The organism is Aliivibrio sp. S3MY1 (assembly GCF_028765575.1).
GTDB lineage: Bacteria > Pseudomonadota > Gammaproteobacteria > Enterobacterales > Vibrionaceae > Aliivibrio.
This window is the reverse complement of the sequence record NZ_JARACO010000007.1, coordinates 141,378-159,614: the sequence shown is the minus strand read 5'-3', so window position 1 is coordinate 159,614 and position 18,237 is coordinate 141,378. Positions and strand designations below refer to the sequence as shown.

At 39.7% G+C, this 18,237-nt stretch carries 19 protein-coding genes; 15 read left to right on the top strand and 4 right to left on the bottom strand.

Going from position 1 to position 18,237, the window contains the following annotated elements; all coding sequences use genetic code 11:
- Positions 1-177: 177 nt before the first annotated feature.
- Positions 178-1,605: a glutamate--tRNA ligase gene (gene gltX / locus PVK62_RS07060; RefSeq protein ID WP_274443595.1), complete on the top strand. Its 1,428-nt coding sequence runs from the start codon at positions 178-180 to the stop codon at positions 1,603-1,605.
- Positions 1,606-1,683: 78 nt separating this feature from the next.
- Here gltX and PVK62_RS07055 read toward each other — a convergent pair whose 3' ends face one another.
- Positions 1,684-2,820 carry a flagellar assembly protein FlgT gene (locus PVK62_RS07055; protein WP_274443594.1) on the bottom strand — a complete coding sequence of 379 codons (1,137 nt, stop codon included), beginning with the start codon at positions 2,818-2,820 and terminating at the stop codon, positions 1,684-1,686.
- 168 nt (positions 2,821-2,988) lie between these two features.
- Here PVK62_RS07055 and PVK62_RS07050 point away from each other — a divergent pair, with 168 nt between their 5' ends.
- Together PVK62_RS07050 and PVK62_RS07045 are read left to right on the top strand one after the other, a co-directional pair.
- Positions 2,989-3,624, top strand: coding sequence for a FlgO family outer membrane protein (locus PVK62_RS07050; protein ID WP_274443593.1), 636 nt, complete (start codon positions 2,989-2,991; stop codon positions 3,622-3,624).
- A gap of 11 nt (positions 3,625-3,635) precedes the next feature.
- A complete protein-coding gene (locus PVK62_RS07045; RefSeq protein ID WP_274443592.1) occupies positions 3,636-4,067 on the top strand; it encodes an LPP20 family lipoprotein in 432 nt (143 codons plus the stop codon).
- Between the two features lie 281 nt (positions 4,068-4,348).
- Here the strand turns inward: PVK62_RS07045 and PVK62_RS07040 are convergent, their stop codons facing one another.
- The 3 genes from PVK62_RS07040 to flgA form a co-directional block, all read right to left on the bottom strand.
- Entirely contained in the window at positions 4,349-4,777 is a 429-nt protein-coding gene (locus tag PVK62_RS07040; RefSeq protein ID WP_122034213.1) for a flagella synthesis protein FlgN, read from the bottom strand.
- A 50-nt stretch (positions 4,778-4,827) separates the two neighbouring features.
- Complete coding sequence (gene flgM / locus PVK62_RS07035; RefSeq protein WP_151654688.1) at positions 4,828-5,139, bottom strand: flagellar biosynthesis anti-sigma factor FlgM; 312 nt, start codon at positions 5,137-5,139, stop codon at positions 4,828-4,830.
- Positions 5,140-5,354: 215 nt separating this feature from the next.
- Entirely contained in the window at positions 5,355-6,101 is a 747-nt protein-coding gene (flgA, locus tag PVK62_RS07030; RefSeq protein WP_274443591.1) for a flagellar basal body P-ring formation chaperone FlgA, read from the bottom strand.
- 74 nt (positions 6,102-6,175) lie between these two features.
- Between flgA and PVK62_RS07025 the strand changes: the two genes are divergently transcribed.
- The 12 genes from PVK62_RS07025 (at position 6,176) to flgK (ending at position 18,227) form a co-directional block, all read left to right on the top strand.
- Positions 6,176-7,096 (top strand): chemotaxis protein CheV, encoded by a 921-nt coding sequence (locus PVK62_RS07025; RefSeq protein WP_274443590.1) that lies wholly within the window; start codon positions 6,176-6,178, stop codon positions 7,094-7,096.
- Positions 7,097-7,181: 85 nt separating this feature from the next.
- The gene (locus tag PVK62_RS07020) at positions 7,182-8,009 is read left to right on the top strand and encodes a CheR family methyltransferase (protein ID WP_274443589.1); all 828 of its coding nucleotides are present in this window, start codon (positions 7,182-7,184) and stop codon (positions 8,007-8,009) included.
- 192 nt (positions 8,010-8,201) lie between these two features.
- Complete coding sequence (gene flgB, locus PVK62_RS07015) at positions 8,202-8,597, top strand: flagellar basal body rod protein FlgB (RefSeq protein ID WP_274443588.1); 396 nt, start codon at positions 8,202-8,204, stop codon at positions 8,595-8,597.
- Between the two features lie 2 nt (positions 8,598-8,599).
- Entirely contained in the window at positions 8,600-9,016 is a 417-nt protein-coding gene (gene flgC, locus PVK62_RS07010) for a flagellar basal body rod protein FlgC (RefSeq protein ID WP_005420405.1), read from the top strand.
- Positions 9,017-9,031: 15 nt separating this feature from the next.
- Entirely contained in the window at positions 9,032-9,742 is a 711-nt protein-coding gene (flgD, locus tag PVK62_RS07005) for a flagellar hook assembly protein FlgD (protein WP_274443587.1), read from the top strand.
- A gap of 163 nt (positions 9,743-9,905) precedes the next feature.
- Positions 9,906-11,204 (top strand): flagellar hook protein FlgE, encoded by a 1,299-nt coding sequence (flgE, locus tag PVK62_RS07000; protein WP_274443586.1) that lies wholly within the window; start codon positions 9,906-9,908, stop codon positions 11,202-11,204.
- A gap of 213 nt (positions 11,205-11,417) precedes the next feature.
- Entirely contained in the window at positions 11,418-12,167 is a 750-nt protein-coding gene (locus tag PVK62_RS06995) for a flagellar basal body rod protein FlgF (RefSeq protein ID WP_151654696.1), read from the top strand.
- 54 nt (positions 12,168-12,221) lie between these two features.
- Positions 12,222-13,010 (top strand): flagellar basal-body rod protein FlgG, encoded by a 789-nt coding sequence (gene flgG / locus PVK62_RS06990; protein ID WP_274443585.1) that lies wholly within the window; start codon positions 12,222-12,224, stop codon positions 13,008-13,010.
- Between the two features lie 12 nt (positions 13,011-13,022).
- Positions 13,023-13,814: a flagellar basal body L-ring protein FlgH gene (gene flgH / locus PVK62_RS06985; protein ID WP_274443584.1), complete on the top strand. Its 792-nt coding sequence runs from the start codon at positions 13,023-13,025 to the stop codon at positions 13,812-13,814.
- 2 nt (positions 13,815-13,816) lie between these two features.
- The gene (locus PVK62_RS06980; protein WP_274443583.1) at positions 13,817-14,938 is read left to right on the top strand and encodes a flagellar basal body P-ring protein FlgI; all 1,122 of its coding nucleotides are present in this window, start codon (positions 13,817-13,819) and stop codon (positions 14,936-14,938) included.
- Between the two features lie 129 nt (positions 14,939-15,067).
- Positions 15,068-16,072 (top strand): flagellar assembly peptidoglycan hydrolase FlgJ, encoded by a 1,005-nt coding sequence (gene flgJ, locus PVK62_RS06975; protein ID WP_274443582.1) that lies wholly within the window; start codon positions 15,068-15,070, stop codon positions 16,070-16,072.
- A gap of 274 nt (positions 16,073-16,346) precedes the next feature.
- Complete coding sequence (gene flgK, locus PVK62_RS06970; RefSeq protein WP_274443581.1) at positions 16,347-18,227, top strand: flagellar hook-associated protein FlgK; 1,881 nt, start codon at positions 16,347-16,349, stop codon at positions 18,225-18,227.
- Positions 18,228-18,237: the final 10 nt, after the last annotated feature.

Genomic DNA, 18,237 nt, shown 5'->3' with positions numbered 1-18,237 from the left:
AAATAACTTTTTGAATTCAGAAATGGTTAAATCAAAGTGGTTTAGCCATTTTTCTATTTTTAAAATAAGTTTATGATCTGTCTTTCCCATTGTAGATTTACCTTATGGTGCTAAAATAGCGCACAAATTATGTGGTGCTGACAGATTCAGCGCAACCTCTTCAAAAAGGTAATAACAATGACGGTTAAAACTCGTTTTGCTCCAAGCCCAACAGGCTACCTTCACGTTGGTGGTGCACGTACTGCACTTTACTCATGGCTTTTTGCTAAAAACCAAGGTGGTGAATTTGTTCTTCGTATCGAAGATACTGACCTTGAGCGTAATTCTCAGGAAGCGGTTGATGCGATCCTAGAAGGTATGCAATGGATGGGTATGGAATGGGATGAAGGTCCGTATTACCAATCTAAGCGTTTTGACCGTTACAACGAAGTTGTAGATCAACTGCTTGCAGCAGACAAAGCATACAAATGCTACGCCTCAAAAGAGCTGCTTGATGAAATTCGTGCAGAGCAAGAAGCAAACAAAGAGATGGCTCGCTATGACGCAAACCACCCTAAAATTGTTGAAGCTAACGCTGCAGCAAAAGAAGGTGATGCTTGTGTTATTCGCTTCCGTAACCCTAAAGAAGGTTCGGTAGTATTTGATGACCAGATCCGTGGCCGTATCGAGATCTCAAACAGCCAATTAGATGATTTAATCATTCGTCGTACTGATGGTGCACCTACTTACAACTTCGTAGTGGTTGTTGATGATTGGGATATGGGTATTACTCAAGTTATCCGTGGTGAAGATCATATCAACAACACACCTCGTCAAATTAACATCTATGAAGCATTAGGTGCTCCAGTACCTAAATTTGCACACTGTGCAATGATTCTAGGTGATGATGGTGCAAAACTGTCTAAGCGTCATGGCGCTGTATCAGTTATGCAATACCGTGATGAAGGTTACCTACCAAATGCACTAAACAATTACCTAGTTCGTTTAGGTTGGTCTCATGGTGATCAAGAGATCTTCTCTCAAGAAGAGATGATTAACTTATTTAGCTTAAATGCAGTAAGTAAATCAGCGTCTGCTTTCAACACTGATAAACTTCTATGGTTAAACAACCATTACATTAAAACATCAGAGCCTGAGTATGTAGCAAAATACCTACAATGGCACCTAGATCAAAAAGAGATCTCTCTTGAGAATGGTCCAGCAATTACTGAAGTGATCACTTTAGTTGGTGAGCGTTGTAATACGCTAATCGAATTAGCAGAGCAATCTCGCTATTTCTATCAAGATTTTGAAGAGTTCGAAGCCGGTGCGGCTAAGAAACACCTACGTGGCGTTGCTAAAGGCCCATTAGAGCTTGCTCTTGCTAAAGTTGAAGCTCTAGAAGAGTGGACAACTGAAAACCTTCACAATGTGATTGAAGAAGTATGTGCAGAGCTTGAAATTGGCATGGGTAAAATTGGTATGCCTTTACGTGTTGCAGTTACTGGCGGTGGTCAATCTCCATCTGTTGATGCAGTAATGCAAATGATTGGTAAAGAGCGTGTTGTTGCTCGTATCAAGATGGCATTAGCATTTATTACAGAACGTGAAGCTAACGCTCAGTAATATTTAGCCATTATAAAATACAAAAGCCGCTGAATAAGTGATTATTCAGCGGCTTTTTTAATACCAGTTTAATACTAGTTATTGAATGATCGTTTTATGCATAACATCACCAATTTGAACACTATTAATGAATTGAGGCTGATCAATAGTCAGTTCTGAATTCTGTTCATAAACACGATCAACGGTTAATGTTATGTTCGTTTTAGCAACCTTATTTCTAGGTAAGCCACTTTGATCAATGAAAGATCCAGTGTGCCATAAATCCAGCTTATCGCCTTTTTTAACACCATGAATACGACCAAGATCCATCGTTATACGGTTGTTATTAATACTAACAACTTGCGGAAGAGTGATTTTACAAGCAAATTGATTTTCTAGATCAAGCATCATATCGCGATTAACTCGTAATACCATCTCGCCATAAGCGGATGTCCAGAAACGAGCACTTTGAGTATCAACCTCACTGGTTTTTGGGAAATCCCATAATGCAACTTCACGATAATTATTGTTATAAACAGTTTGGCCTGTTTTACCATCCAGTACAGCAACTTCAATAGCAAATTGGCGATTAATCGTATCTTTCAACAGTAAGTTTTGTTCGATAGTTGCACTTAAATCTGTGATGTTTCCAGAGAAAATGTATTGAGCCCCGTGATCTTCTGCAATCATTTTCACCACTTCAGGTTGACGCTTATCAATACGTAGGTGAGACGTACCAACAGAGATAAAGCTTTGTGATTCTTTATCTAGCTGACGAGAAAATACGGTGCTGAGGCTTTCACCCATTTTGTACACTTTACCCATGACGGCTTGTTGAGGAGAATCAACGGTGATCTCACTGGTCATGACAGTTTTTTTGTATTGACCAATATGGCAACTGTTTGCCGAAGGATAAATATCAATACGAGCAGTAATGTACAGTTTGCCGTTTTTCTTCTTCTCTTTTACGACTTCAATACTGCGAATTTCATTGCCGCTGAATTGATAACGTATTTCATCGTTTTCTAAAAAAGTTTTCAGATCTTTTAAGCGGCTAATGTCCGCCCCTGAAAATAACATAGCTTGGTAAGCGGCATCTTCTAGTGCATGAGACCTTGCCGCATTCTTACTGGTAAGTACACTCGCTGACCCTGTTACCTCAAACCATTCAGCACTTGCTGATGATGCGTAACTCATTGTTAATAATGATGTAAGTAAAAAAAATATTCTTTTCATTGCTGCTATCTGCCAAATGGGTATGAAATTTGCTAACTATTATTTGTTGATTGATAAAAGTACTTACAAATTGCGTTTCATAAACTACTGCAATTTTTGTTCCTAGTTTAAATTTGACGCTTAAATCAAGCGAGTAAGTACATTAAAACATTATCTGGAGATAATAGAATGAGAGTATTAGTTGTAATTTTGCTGTCAATGGTGGTTAGTGCATGCGCTTACTCACCAATTTATAATGGTAAAGAACCTTATAACGGCAGCCCATTTATGTTGGCGGACACACCACGACACACAATGGATTACTTTATTGAAAGTTTAACAGAGCAGTTGGTTACCTCGAACACGACATTGTCGGCACGTTCTCCAATTGCGATTACGTCTTTTGTTGATTTACAGCAAATGGATCAAACAAACTGGTTAGGTAACTCAGTAACAGAGAGCTTTATTTTCCAGCTTCAGCGTCGTGGCTTTAAAGTTATTGATTATAAAACAACGGGCAATATCCGAGTTACTCAACAAGGTGATTTTGCTTTTAGCCGTGATTGGAAAGAATTAGTTCAAGAGCAGCAAGTTGATTATGTACTCACAGGTACAATGCTTCGCCAAGATGGCGGAGTATTAATTAATGCTCGTGTCATTGGTTTGCAAACACGAGTAGTTGTGGCATCGGCACAAGGTTTCCTACCTGCGGATCGAATTGGCCGTGATTTAGATACCTTAAATATAATGCGTATGGAAGATGGTGTGATTATTCGTTCTGATGTTAAAAAAGCAGAGCGTCATACTATTATTCTACGTCCATAAGGAGAATTGCGATGAAACATTGGTTTCTATTAGCGCTACTTGTTCTAGTCGGTTGTCAGCCTCTTGGCACTATGCGACAAAGTGATCATCTAAATGCTGTTGGTTATGCAAGTATCAGCGAGCAAGCAGGAAAAAATATAGATGAGCAGAGAATTCGAGCAATGCGTGCTTCAAAAGTAGATGCATATAGAGAATTAGCTGAGCAAGTGTATGGTATGCGTATTAGCGGAAAAGTTGAGATGAATGATCAACAGCTAGGAGAGGAAACGACCTCTGCTGGCGTTGATGGTATTATCCGCGGGGCTGAAGTTGTGAGAACTTACCCAGTTGGTGACAGTTATGTAACTGAGTTGAAATTAGATTTGAAAAAAATGGAACGAATGAAAAACCAAGGCCAGGTTTATGACGTACCATCAACACAACGAAAAACCACGCTATTCTAATAGTAGATAGACTGTTATTTAATCACAGTTATTAAGACACTCTCATTCAACATATTTACCCTCGTTACTTTTTTGTAGCGAGGGTTTTTTATTGGTCAGAGTAAAAGTAATTGGATTTTAGGGACGAGTCAGAGATAGGTAAAGCAGGGACTAGAGTCTAGGGGGAGTAAGAGATAGGAATATCAGAGGCTAGATATTTAGTCAAAGATAAAAGATCAGATAGCACAATGCCATATATCGAGAGGTTATCGATACTCTAGGCTTTTAGGGCTTTGAAAAGGTTAGGCTTTTACATTAGTACCTAATGTTGTGATATTACGAGTTTGACCTTCAGCTGTGTAAGTCATGCCATTTTTACCACGACTTTGTTGCATCAGGTTATTTAGTTTATTAAAACTAAGTTGTGCGCGTTGAAGAGCTTCACCGTTAACGGCGTTTTCTTCTTTACAATCATGAATAATAGATTTTATTTCAGTGACTTTTTCTGTTAACGCGCTATCTTCAGAAAGAAGCTGTCTTTCTGCATGGCTACCTAATAACTGATCATACTGGCGTAGTTGGTTTAGCAAGCCAAGTTTATCATGGGCAACGCTTTCCATTTCAGCTGGTTTTCTACTGGCGATAGCGACCTTCTCGCGACTAAGAACCGTCGAAAGAGAAAGAGCAACGCTACGTTGTAGATCTAATAATTCAGTTAATGTTTGAGCCATAGTGTCTCGTTATTAATATAGATATGATGATAAAAATAACCAGCCTAAGATTATAGGCCGGCTAATTCATCTTCAAATTTAATCATGTTGTCTGCTAGACGCTCAGGATCAACAGAGTAAGAGCCATTTGCGATAGCGGCTTTAATTGCAGCAACTTTATCTTCATTAAACGAAGGCTCTGTTGCTAGTTGTTGGTGCATTTGGCCAATTTCTTTACCTTGATTACTCAAGGAAACTGCATCCATTTTCGCAGACATTGCCGGTGTTGAATTTACAGGTGACTTATCACCAGAATCAACACGAGCTTGATTGCGTAATGTTGCCATAGCTTGGCTAGCACGTAGTTGGTCAATACTTGTCATATATTCAAGCCTTTTAGCCGGTTAATACATTCTCTTAATCTATCTATCGGCTGTCAAAAAAATAACTTAAGTAAATAATGAAGTTTTTTGACGCTTTTTTCATTATTTTTAAACTGTGGAAAATCTAAGCATAATTAATGCCACAAAAATCATATCGGCAGTAGATAGAGATAGTTTAGAAAAAATTAATTTTAATTAGCTTAAAGTCAGTATTATTAGAAGCGAATACTAATCACTCCTACTTTAGTTACTATCCCACTGACTATACGCTTGGATTTATCATTTTTAACATTAACCTTATCGCCAAGTGCGCCATCACCTAAAGCGGTTCCTTTCGTGATGATACTTAACTCTCCTTTTACAGCCTTAATTACAACACTGTCATTACGACATACCATGCAGATGTCGTTTTTTTCAACAACATTACCAGCCCGGACACTACGTTTAATACGTGAACCAATGAGGTCATTTATATTGACATACCCACCTCGACGGTAGACTCGACTCGTCACTAAGGTCATCGTAATATCTCTATTTGAGATGGTGTGTCCTTTTGATAACGAGGATACTGCGGTAGCTAAAGGCATCATAAGTTCTGATTTTACCGGAACATAAACCTTCCAATTATCAGTAATGCACTCAACAAGCACAGAGGTATTTCCGCTGGTATTGAGTTTTCCTGGCAAGGTAGTGGTTAGTGGTTCTGGACAATCTGTCGCATGAATACGGCTATCAATACGTACCGCTTCCACTTGTAATATTCCATTCTTTGGTGTGTCAATTTGCTGCTCAATAAATGATTCAGCAGCCTGTTTAATTGCCTTTAGCTGCTCATCTGTGGCAGCATGGACATTCAGGCTAAAGAAACTTATAAATATGCCGATAACGCTTATAAGTCGATAAATGGTGATATTCATACTTTGTTTTTCTATTATCATCATAATTTTAATATAAAATGCCATGTGGTATATCGTGTTCTTAATGGGTTTATGTTAGGCTCACGATTCATTTATAATGGCACAAGATGGAGTCAAATATGACAGGCATACTGGATTCGGTGAATCAGCGCACACAACTTGTAGGGCAGAACCGTTTAGAATTACTTACTTTTCGTCTTATGGGGCGCCAACGTTATGGTATTAACGTATTTAAAGTTAAAGAAGTATTACAGTGTCCGAGATTGACTTCAATGCCTAATTTGAATCCTTTAGTAAAAGGTATCGCTCATATTCGTGGCCAAACGATTTCAGTGATTGATTTAAGCCTTGCTACTGGCGGTCGCCCAACCACTGAAATAGATAAATGTTTTATTATTATTTCTGAATTTAACCGTACTATTCAAGGCTTTTTAGTTAAGTCTGTTGAGCGTATTGTAAATATGCATTGGGAGGCGATTTTACCGCCACCACAAGGTACCGGGCGTGCAAACTATCTAACAGCGGTAACAAATATTGACGAAGAACTTGTTGAAATTTTGGATGTTGAAAAAATATTAGCAGAAATTGCACCAATTGATGAAACCATGAATGAAACCTTGGTTGAAGAAATGGCAGCGATCAGCCCTGAAATTATACGTAAAGTACTGATCGCAGATGATTCAAGCGTCGCTCGTAAGCAAGTTCAGCGTGCAGTTCAATCTATCGGTTTTGAAACTATCATGGTAAAAGATGGAAAAGAAGCGTTAGATAAATTAGTTGATATGGCTAATGAAGGCAGTATTTATAAGCAGATAGGTCTGGTAATATCTGATGTTGAAATGCCAGAAATGGATGGCTATACATTAACAGCAGAAATACGTCGTGAACCAGCATTGAAAGACTTACATGTTATATTGCACACTTCTTTAAGTGGTGTATTTAACCAAGCAATGGTTGAGCGTGTGGGGGCAAATCAATTTATTGCAAAATTTAACCCAGATGAGTTGGGTGCAGCAGTTAAGAGAGCGGTAGAAAAGTAATTCCCTCTTTAATTGCATAAATTAATATATGCCATGATTTTGATAAGAAATGGCAATTCATCTTTATTTGGAAGTAAAATCGTTAATGACAACTATAACTATCAACGAACAAGAGTATCGTGATTTTAGCCGTTTTCTTGAATCTCAATGTGGCATTGTCCTTGGTGACAGTAAGCAATATTTAGTAAGAAGTCGACTGAGTCCTTTAGTTGCTAAGTTTTCATTAGCTTCATTATCTGATCTATTAAAACAAGTAATTTCTGGTCATAATCGTGAATTACGTGTTGCTGCTGTTGATGCGATGACAACCAATGAAACGTTATGGTTTAGAGATGGCTACCCGTTTACCGTTTTATCTGAAAAATTATTGCCGGAGTTAGCGGCAAATCGTCGACCTCTTAAAATTTGGTCTGCGGCAAGTTCATCAGGTCAAGAAGCCTATTCGATGGGGATGATAATTTCAGAAATTCAAGCCCGTAAGCCTGGTTTTCTTCCAAATATTAGTATTACGGGAACGGATATTTCACCGACAATGTTGGAAACATGTAAAGCTGGTGTTTATGATAATTTAGCATTAAGCCGAGGCCTGTCTCCTGAGCGTCGTCGTGCGTTCTTTGAAGATGCTGGTGATGGCAAAATGAAGATTAACGATAAAATTAAACGTATGGTTAACTTCCGTCCGCAAAACTTGATGGATAGTTACAGCTTATTGGGTAAGTTCGATATTATTTTTTGCCGTAATGTATTAATTTACTTTTCACCAGATATGAAAGCAAAAGTGTTAAATCAGATGGCGGCAAGTCTTAACCCCGGCGGATATTTATTATTGGGTGCTTCTGAATCACTAACCGGTTTAACGGATAAATTTGAAATGGTCCGTTGTAATCCGGGGATCATTTATAAGCTAAAATAATTAAAAATGATTAATTAGCATACAAAAAGCGACTTGAGTCGCTTTTTTTGTGCCTGTTGTTTAGAGTTGGCGTAAATATTGCTAGTTTCATACAAGTGGTATCGTCAATCTGCTCTGTAAATTGAAAAGTTGGCATACAGGTTGCAATATGAAATATATATACTGCTAGTCAGTTCTTGTGGAGGGTTTGAAATGGCAATTTCTTTTGATAATGCACTAGGTATTCACCAGCATACGGTTGGAGTTCGCTCTGAACGTGCTGAAATGCTAGCGACGAACATCGCTCAAGCGAATACTCCAGGCTATAAAGCAAAAGGAATGGACTTTCAAAAAGCAATGCAGTCGGCAACATCTAAGGCAAGCATGGGTCTTAGTCGTACAGATGGTCGGCACATCAATGCCTCAACACGAGTGGCAGGGGAAATTCAATACCGCGTACCAACTCAACCGGATACGGGGGATGGCAATACGGTAGATGTGGATTTGGAGCGTAATTTATTTATGCAAAACCAACTTCGTCATCAAGCATCATTGGAATTTTTAGGTAGCAAATTCAAAAACCTAACCAAAGCAATTAAAGGGGAATAGAGATGAGCTTATTTAATGTTTTTAACGTTACAGGTTCTGCGATGAGTGCAGAGTCAGTTCGTCTTAACACCACTTCAAGTAACATGGCAAATGCTGATAGTGTAAGTAGCTCTGCTGCTGAAACTTATAAGGCTCGTCAAGCTGTCTTTGGTGCGGAATTGAGTAAAGCAAAATACAAACAAGATCATACAGTTCCTGTAAAAGTTCTTGGTATTGTTGAAAGCCAAAAACCATTGCGTGCAGAATATAATCCAGATCACCCTATGGCAAATGACGATGGCTATATTTTTAAGCCAAACGTTAATGTGATGGAAGAAATGGCAAACATGATTTCTGCTTCTCGTTCATACCAAACGAATGTTCAAGTAGCAGATGCAAGTAAACAAATGTTGCAGAGTACTCTGCGAATGGGTCAATAAGGATAGGGGGTAGCTATGACTGGAATCAATAACGTTGGTCAAAACGGCTTGTCCTACATCGACCAGCTTAAAAGTCTTCAAGAGGCAAATAAGCCTGAAAAGACGACGGGTGGCAAAAATGAACTGAAGCAAGAAGACTTCCTTTCATTATTAACCAAACAGTTGTCTCAGCAAGACCCGTTTAAGCCGGTTGAAAACGATCAAATGATTGCGCAAATGGCATCATTTGCAACCGTTGATGGTATTGGCAAGATGAATACACAGTTTGATAGCTTGAATTCATCAATGACATCTAACCAAGCATTACAAGCGTCATCGCTTGTTGGTCGTGATGTTCTAGTGCCTGGTGCTAAAGGGCTAAAAGAAGCAGATAAAAGTATGGCGGCAATGGTTAAATTGCCACAAGCAATTAATAACCTAATGGTTCGTGTTGAAAACGAACAGGGCCAATTAATTCGTACTTTGAATGTGGGCGCTAAACCTGCCGGCGACACTCGTGTTGAGTGGGACGGCAAAGATGAACAAGGCAATGCAATGCCTGCTGGTAGCTATAATATTAAAGCGGCTGGTGTGCTAGATGGAGAAAACAAAGAGTTTGGTGTATCAACATACGCTAACGTAAATAGTGTTCTTCTAGGCAAAGGTGATGGCAATGTTCTGCTTAATCTTGCTGGTTTTACTTCACCTATGAAATTGGCAGAAGTGCTAGAAGTAGGTAAGGCATAAAAGCGAATATTCAGTGCAGCAATTTATCGCTGCCTGAATACTCCCATTTACTGTAACAAATTCATTAAAACATAGAGCTATGCCAATTCCATTAACATTCCCCATTAACTGTGATCGTTAATGGAATTGGAAATCATCAGCGTAGCTAGATAGGAGATATAAAATGTCATACGTAGCATTAAGTGGTCTAGCCGCTGCTCAGAAAGACTTAAACGCAACATCAAATAACCTTGCCAATGCGAATACCTTTGGTTTTAAAGAATCTCGTGCTGAGTTTGGTGATGTATATTCAACATCGTTATTCTCAAATGCAAAAACCACAACAGGTGGTGGTGCACAAACGACGAAAATAGCACAACAATTCCATGAAGGTTCAAGTGTTTATACGAACAACCCAATGGATTTACGTATAGCAGGTCAAGGTTTCTTTGCGGTAGCGAAAGACCGTATGCAGCCGGGAACAAACGAACTAACACGTAATGGAGCATTTCACCTAGATAAAGATAACTTTATTACTAACTCAAATGATGAATTTTTATTAGGTTATAGTGTAGATGAAGAAACGGGTACTGTTGGGTCTTATGAAGCAAAGCCTATGAGTATCCCTGATCAATTTGGTACGCCAAAACGCAGTGATAACATTGAAATTGGTATGAACTTACCATCAGGAGCACCATCAAAAGACGTTACGTTATTTGATATGAATGATCCAGATACATACAACAAAGCTACGTCATCAACAATTTATGACTCTTTAGGCCAATCGTATAAGTTAACGTCTTACTACGTTAAAGATGCAGTACAACCAAACCGTTGGAATGTGTTCTATTCAGCAACGGATGCTAGTGGTGAAAAGGCTATTAATATTAATGGTGGTGATGTTGCCACGGCAGCAGGTCATTCAGGTCATTCAATTGCCTTTAATAATGATGGCACAACACAAAGTATTAATGGCGGAAATCCAATTCAAACCACAACATTTGGTGAGAATGGTATGGATCTTAATGGTTCAGATCCATCACAAATGCTAACGATTAATTTTGATGAACCAACCCAATTTTCTGCACCATTTGAAATGCGCCGCTTTAGTGAGGATGGTGCAACAACGGGTTACTTAGCAAAAGTAGATATTGATGCAAAAGGTAATATCATTGGTTCATACTCAAACGGCAAAGATGTGACATTAGGTCGCGTAGCAATGGCCCGAGTAACAAACCAACAAGGTCTTGCTCAAAATGGTGGTACTCAATGGTCAACGACTCAAGCGTCTGGCGGTGTTATTTGGGGCGAAGCAAACCAAGGCTCATTTGGTGATATTAAAAGTGGTACGTTAGAGCAATCAAACGTTGATATGACTCAAGAATTAGTTGATTTGATTTCTGCGCAACGTAACTTCCAAGCGAACTCACGTTCACTGGATGTACATAACCAACTGCAACAAAACATCCTGCAAATTCGTTAATCTAAACGAACCTCTATTTATAAAATTGCCGTCGACATTGACGGCAATTTTTTACCCAGAATTGTTGCCTCTTGGTTTCAATCTTTTTCCTCCCCAGCACTATTTTTCTTCTTTATCTTTAGTGTTATAAAGCTAACCTTTTGATATAAAACATTAAAAAAACTTGGCACACTCATTGCTATTATAACTTCAGATAGATTATTGGAGTTCATTATGGATCGCGCATTATTTTTAGCCATGAGTGGCGCAAAGCAAAACATGCAAGCTATGCAGCTGCGTTCAAACAACCTTGCCAACGTAAGTACTACGGGTTTCCGTGCTGATTTAGAGCAAGCGCGTTCAATGCAAGCGTATGGTGAAGGTTTGCCTACTCGTGTGTTCAATATGACTGAGCGTCCTGGAAGCAGTTTTTCTCAAGGCTCTGTTATTACGACAGGTCGTGATTTAGATTTAACGATTGAAGGCGATGGCTGGATTTCAGTGATGGACAACACAGGCCGTGAGGGTTTGACTCGTGCCGGTAATCTAAAAATTGATGAAACAGGTTTATTAATGAATGGCAGCGGTCATCTAGTACTAGGTGAAAATGACGCGCCAATCACTTTGCCGCTTCCTATCTCAAAAATTCAAATAGCTAAAGACGGTACTATCTCTGTTCTTGAGCAAGGTGCGCCAGCAGAAGCGATGGCAGAAGTTGACCGTATTAAATTAGTAAAAACCGATAATCGCGATTTATTTAAAGACACGAATGGTTTGTTCCGTTCGAAAAATCCTAATAATGCATTTCAAGCGGATGCGGGTGTAACCGTACTAAAAGGTGCACTAGAAGGCAGTAATGTTAATGCCGTAGGTGAAATGACCAATTTAATTGATTTGCAGCGTCAATTTGAAATGCAAGTCAAGATGATGAGTACCGCTGAAGAGATGGATAAAGCTTCAGACTCATTATTACGTATGGGTTAATTGAACAATTAACTTAATTAACTTAATACATTAAAGAATTTAGAGGAATACACAATGAATCCAGCATTATGGGTAAGTAAAACAGGTTTAGACGCACAACAAACTAACATTGCGACTATCTCAAATAACTTGGCGAATGCCTCAACGGTTGGTTTTAAAAAGAGCCGTGCCGTATTTGAAGATCTGTTTTACCAAAACGTAAACCAAGCCGGTGCTCAGTCAACACAAAACACAGAGTTACCAACGGGCTTAATGCTAGGTGCGGGTTCTAAAGTTGTGGCAACACAAAAAGTATTTACTAACGGTAATGCTCAAACCACGTCTAACGGCATGGATATGATGATTGAAGGTAAAGGCTTTTTCCAAGTGACTATGCCAGATGGTAATATTGGTTATTCTCGTAACGGTCAATTTACGTTAAACGATGAAGGCGCAATCGTAACAACAGGCGCTGGCTACCGTTTAGAACCAGAAATTATCGTTCCTGAAGATGCGATTAATGTGACTGTTGGTACGGATGGTGAAGTATCTGTTCGTCTGCGTGGCCAACAAGATAACCAAGTGATTGGTCAAATTACGACGGTTGATTTTATTAACCCTGGTGGTTTAGAGCCAGTAGGTCAAAACCTTTACTTACCAACTGGCGCAAGTGGTGATCCACAAGAAGGAACACCAGGTCTAGAAGGTTTAGGTGCAATTCGTCAATCTATGCTTGAAGCATCAAACGTAAACGTAACTGAAGAGCTAGTGAACATGATCGAAGCGCAGCGTGTTTATGAAATGAACTCAAAAGTAATTTCTGCCGTTGATAAGATGGCAAGCTTTATTAACCAACAACTGTAATTGGTGATTAGGATGAAACGTCTTCTTTGTTTATTAATGCTAACGACTTTAACCGGTTGTGAAGCGCTATTAGTTCAAAACCCGAACTTACAAGATAGCGAAGTAACTTCTGCTACCACTAATGTTGATGCGGTAGAAGGTGATAAAGCGAAAGAAGAGGGTGGTGGCATTATTGATACACTTCGTGGTCGTAATGATCCTATTTCAGGCGATCCTGCTTGGGCTCCTATTCATCCTAAAGAAAAACCAGAACATTATGCAGCGGCGACAGGATCATTATTTAATACTGATCATGCTCAAGACATGTACGATGATACAAAACCGCGTGGATTGGGTGACATTGTTACGGTTACTTTAGCTGAAAATACCAAAGCGGCAAAAAGTGCCGATGCGGAATTATCAAAATCAAACGCTTCAAGCATGGAACCACTGCAGGTCGGTGGACAAGAATTGCAGATGGGCGGTCAATATAACTTCTCTTACGCATTAGAAAATGATAATAACTTCACAGGAAATACATCAGCTAATCAAAGTAACAGTTTAAGTGGTTCGATTACAGTTGAAGTGATTGAGGTATTAGCTAATGGTAACTTATTGATCCGTGGTGAGAAGTGGTTAACACTTAATACCGGAGATGAATATATCCGTTTGAGTGGTACTATTCGTCCTGATGACATTAACTTTGATAACACCATCGCATCAACGCGAATTTCAAACGCACGTATCCAATATTCTGGTACGGGTGATCAACAAGATATGCAAGAACCTGGATTCTTGGCACGATTCTTTAATGTAGCACTGTAATAATGACGAATCGTTGGAGTTTTGACGTGAATAAAAACCTAGTTACTTTAATCTTTACTTGGTTATGCCTAAGTATCTCTACAGTACAAGCGGCACGTATTAAAGACGTGGCAGAAGTTGCTGGGGTTCGTAGTAACCAGTTAATTGGTTATGGTTTGGTTTCAGGCTTACCGGGTACTGGTGAATCAACGCCATTTACCGATCAAAGCTTTAATGCCATGCTGCAAAACTTTGGTATTCAATTACCACCAGGTACAAAACCAAAGACAAAAAACGTGGCGGCAGTAATGGTAACCGCTACCTTGCCAGCATTCTCAAAACAAGGCCAAGTGGTTGATGTGACGGTTTCGTCTGTTGGTTCGGCAAAAAGTTTACGTGGTGGTACTTTACTACAAACGTTCCTAAAAGGTTTGGATGGTAAAACCTACGCCATTGCACAAGGTAACTTAATTGTAAGTGGTTTTAGTGCCGAAGGCGCAGATGGTTCAAAACTGGTGGGTAATAACCCAACGGTAGGACGTATCTCTGGTGGCGCAATGGTTGAACGTGAAGTTCCATCGCCGTTTGGTCGTGGTGATTTCATTACTTTCAACTTATTGGAGTCGGATTTTACGACGGCCCAACGCATGGCTGATGCCGTAAATAATTTCTTAGGTCCAAATATGGCTTCAGCAATTGATGCGACCTCAGTACGTGTTCGCGCCCCTCGTGATATCAGTCAACGAGTCGCTTTCTTATCAGCTATAGAGAATGTTGATTTTGACCCAGCAGATAGTTCTGCAAAAATCATTGTTAACTCACGCACTGGCACTATTGTTGTTGGTAAACACGTGAAATTGAAAGCAGCAGCAGTGACTCACGGTGGTATGACGGTTGCGATTAAAGAAAATCTTCAAGTGAGTCAACCAGGGCCATTTAGTGATGGTCAAACAGTGGTGACGCCAGATTCAGACATCGAAGTAACGGAAGAACAAGGCAAGATGTTTAAGTTCGAACCGGGTTTAACATTAGACGATTTGGTTAGAGCCGTAAATGAAGTGGGTGCAGCCCCTTCTGATTTAATGGCGATTCTTCAAGCATTGAAACAAGCGGGTGCCATTGAAGGGCAACTAATTATCATCTAATAGATGCTTGTTAAATAAAGATAATAAACGCACTTCTTTTGGGGTGCGTTTTTTTTGGCATTAAATTTGCTCTATTAGTAACGTAGAGGCCGTAACTTTATTACCCTGATTAAAAGAGTAAGTGTAAAGATGAATAATTCAGTAAACATGACAGACGTAGGCTTTATCCATGATGTGGGAGGTCTAGATAAATTACGTAAAAATGCGGTAAGTGGCGATCAAGAAAGCCAAGACAAAGCGTTGCGTGCAGCGGCTGAGCAGTTTGAATCAATCTTTACGCAAATGCTTTTTAAATCAATGCGTAATGCCAATGATTCATTCAAATCAGATATGATGAGCAGTGATAATCAGCAGTTCTTTGAGCAAATGCGTGACGATCAAATGGCAACAGAATTGTCGAAAAAAGGTTCATTAGGTTTAGCCGATATGATTGTAGCTCAACTTGGTGCATCGATGAATCAAGAGGCACCTGTGCATAACGGCAAAAACTTAGAGCAAGATGCTCGCATGGCAATGCGTAAAGCGGCAACGGATGAACCGTTACGTTTGCCGGTTGATTACTCATATCCAAAGGGCTCTGAAGCAAGACAAGCATCACAGACTGAATCACCAAGTATTGCACAGCTAGAAAAAGCCTTGGCAGCAAGGCCTGTACAACAACCTGAGAAATTTGATTCACCTCAGCAATTTGTTGAAACCATGAAGCCGTATGCTGAAAAAGCCGCCAAGGCACTAGGCATTGACTCAAATGTATTAATTGCTCAAGCCGCCCTAGAAACCGGTTGGGGTAAAAAAGTGATTCAAAATTCAGTGGATTCAAGCCATAACTTATTCAATATTAAAGCGGATAGAAGCTGGCAGGGCGATAAGATTGCTAAGAACACGTTAGAATATCACGATAATATTGCAGTGACAGAGAATGCGGCCTTCCGTTCATACGATAACTATGAAGAAAGCTTCAGCGACTTCGTCCGTTTCTTGAATCAAAACCCACGTTATGAACGCGCATTGCAACAGACAGAAAGTTCAGAAAGCTTTATTAAAGGCATTCATAGCGCAGGTTATGCAACGGATCCAAACTACACCAATAAAGTCATGAGTGTAATGAAGACCGTAGAAAGCTTAACTAAATAATAAGCCTTACTGAATTATTAAATATCTAAAATCCTGTTTCTTAGTGTTGTCATATCACTGAGCGGCAGGATTTTTTGCTTTATTGCCGCTTAAAAACGAAAAGAGGCAAATAAAGGCAATAAATAAAGAAATCTAGTGGCAAAGAGAGACTTTAAGGTGGTTGGTTTGTCTATCTTATTGAAACTTAAGGGGTTAAAAGTTGGCACACTGATTGCTATATTAGATTCGTTAGGAAATTTTTATCGCATCTTTTATAGAGTTTTTTGGAGGCAATATGGGACTTGATCTGCTAAATCTAGGTACACAAGGTGTGCTTACGGCGCAGCGTCAACTGAATACGACCAGTCACAATATTAACAATGTTAATACTGAAGGCTTTAGTCGCCAATCGGTAGTTCAAGAAACAGATATGCCTCTTTGGGTTGCTGGCTCAAAATACGGCGCAGGCGTGCACGTTGCCGCTGTGCGACGTTCGTTTGATCAGTTCGCAACTAACGAATTGAACCTATCGACAACCAACGTAAGCTACTCTATGGATACAGAAGCAAACCTTGATGTTCTAACGAATATGATGTCATCTATTGGTGCTAAGCGTATTCCAGAAAACATTAATGATTGGTTTGATGCCGTAAAAACACTTGCCGACAGCCCTAACGAAATCGGTGCACGTAAAGTAGTCCTTGAAAAATCTCGTCTTGTTTCACAAAGCTTAAATGACTTTTATGAGAACGTACGTCAGCAAAATTCAGACGTAAATAAAAAGATGGATCTAACGGTAGAGCGTATGAATGGTATTGCTCTAGAGTTAAAAGAAATTAACCAAATGATGGTCAAGACCCCAGGTCCGCACAATGACCTTATGGACCGTCATGAAAAGTTAATTAAAGAACTGTCTCAATACACAAAAGTTACCATTACTAAGCGTGATAACGAGAATTCATTTAATGTATTAATTGGTGGTGGACACATGTTGGTGTCTGGTACTCATTCAAGTGAATTGCAGATGATAGCAGGGACTCCTGACCCATTACAGCGCCGACTAGCAATGGTTGAAGGTCAGGGAATAAAAGCGATTCAACATGACAGCATTGGCGGTAAATTATCGGCATTGTTTGAATTGCGTGATAATACAATTCCTACCATCATGGATGAATTAGGCCGTGTGGCAGTTGGTTTCAGTAGTGAAGTTAACCGTTTACAAAGCCAAGCGATAGATCTGCGTGGACAGATTGGTGCTAATATTTTCTCTGATGTGAACTCAGAACAAGCTGCTCGTAGCCGCGCTATTGTTTCTGGTGGCTCTTCTGCTGAAGTAGGCGTATTCATTGATGATATTAGCCAGCTAAAAGCAGGTGATTATGCACTTAAGTATGATGGCAGCCAATATACGGTGACCCGACCAACAGGTGAAGTACAGCGTTTAGACCCAACCGGTAACCCATCGACCTTTTTCCTAGACGGTATGCGAGTTGAAATTCGTGAGCCACTAGGTGCCGGTGAACGTGTACTACTTCGCCCAACGCGTATAGCGGCTGGCGAAATGAAGCTTGAAATGAATGAAGCAGAGAAAATAGCCGCACAAAGCTATGCAAGCTCAGCGACATTCGCAACAGGTAATGCAAAATTTAAAGTTCTGCAAGCTGGTGCATTAAAAGAGTTTCAAGTTGTAATTTCTCCTGCAGCAAACCAATTTGCAGTTCTGGACATGAAAGGAAAAATGTTACTTGAACCACAAACTTACCCACCAAAAGGTGCGGTAACTGTAGGTGGTACAACGTTTGAACTTACTGGTGGTGCTGCAGCAAATGATAAATTTGCAGCAAACTTAGTTCCATCTGAAGGTGATAATGGTAACTTGCTATTAATGCAAGGTTTGCAAACACGTAAAGTGATGGACGAAGGCCGCTCAACGGTAATCGACCTATACGAAAACGTAAATACTGAAATTGGCCTGAAAAAAGCAACAGCGTCTCGTTTATCTGAAGTATCTCGTGTAGAGAATGAAGCTGCTCAAAGTCGTGTTGCCTCAGTTTCTGGCGTGAACTTAGATGAAGAAGCGGCAAGCATGATGAAGTTCCAACAAGCGTACATGGCATCTTCACGTATCATGAAAGCGGCAGATGAAACGTTTAACTCAATTTTACAATTATCGTAATTAAGGAGCT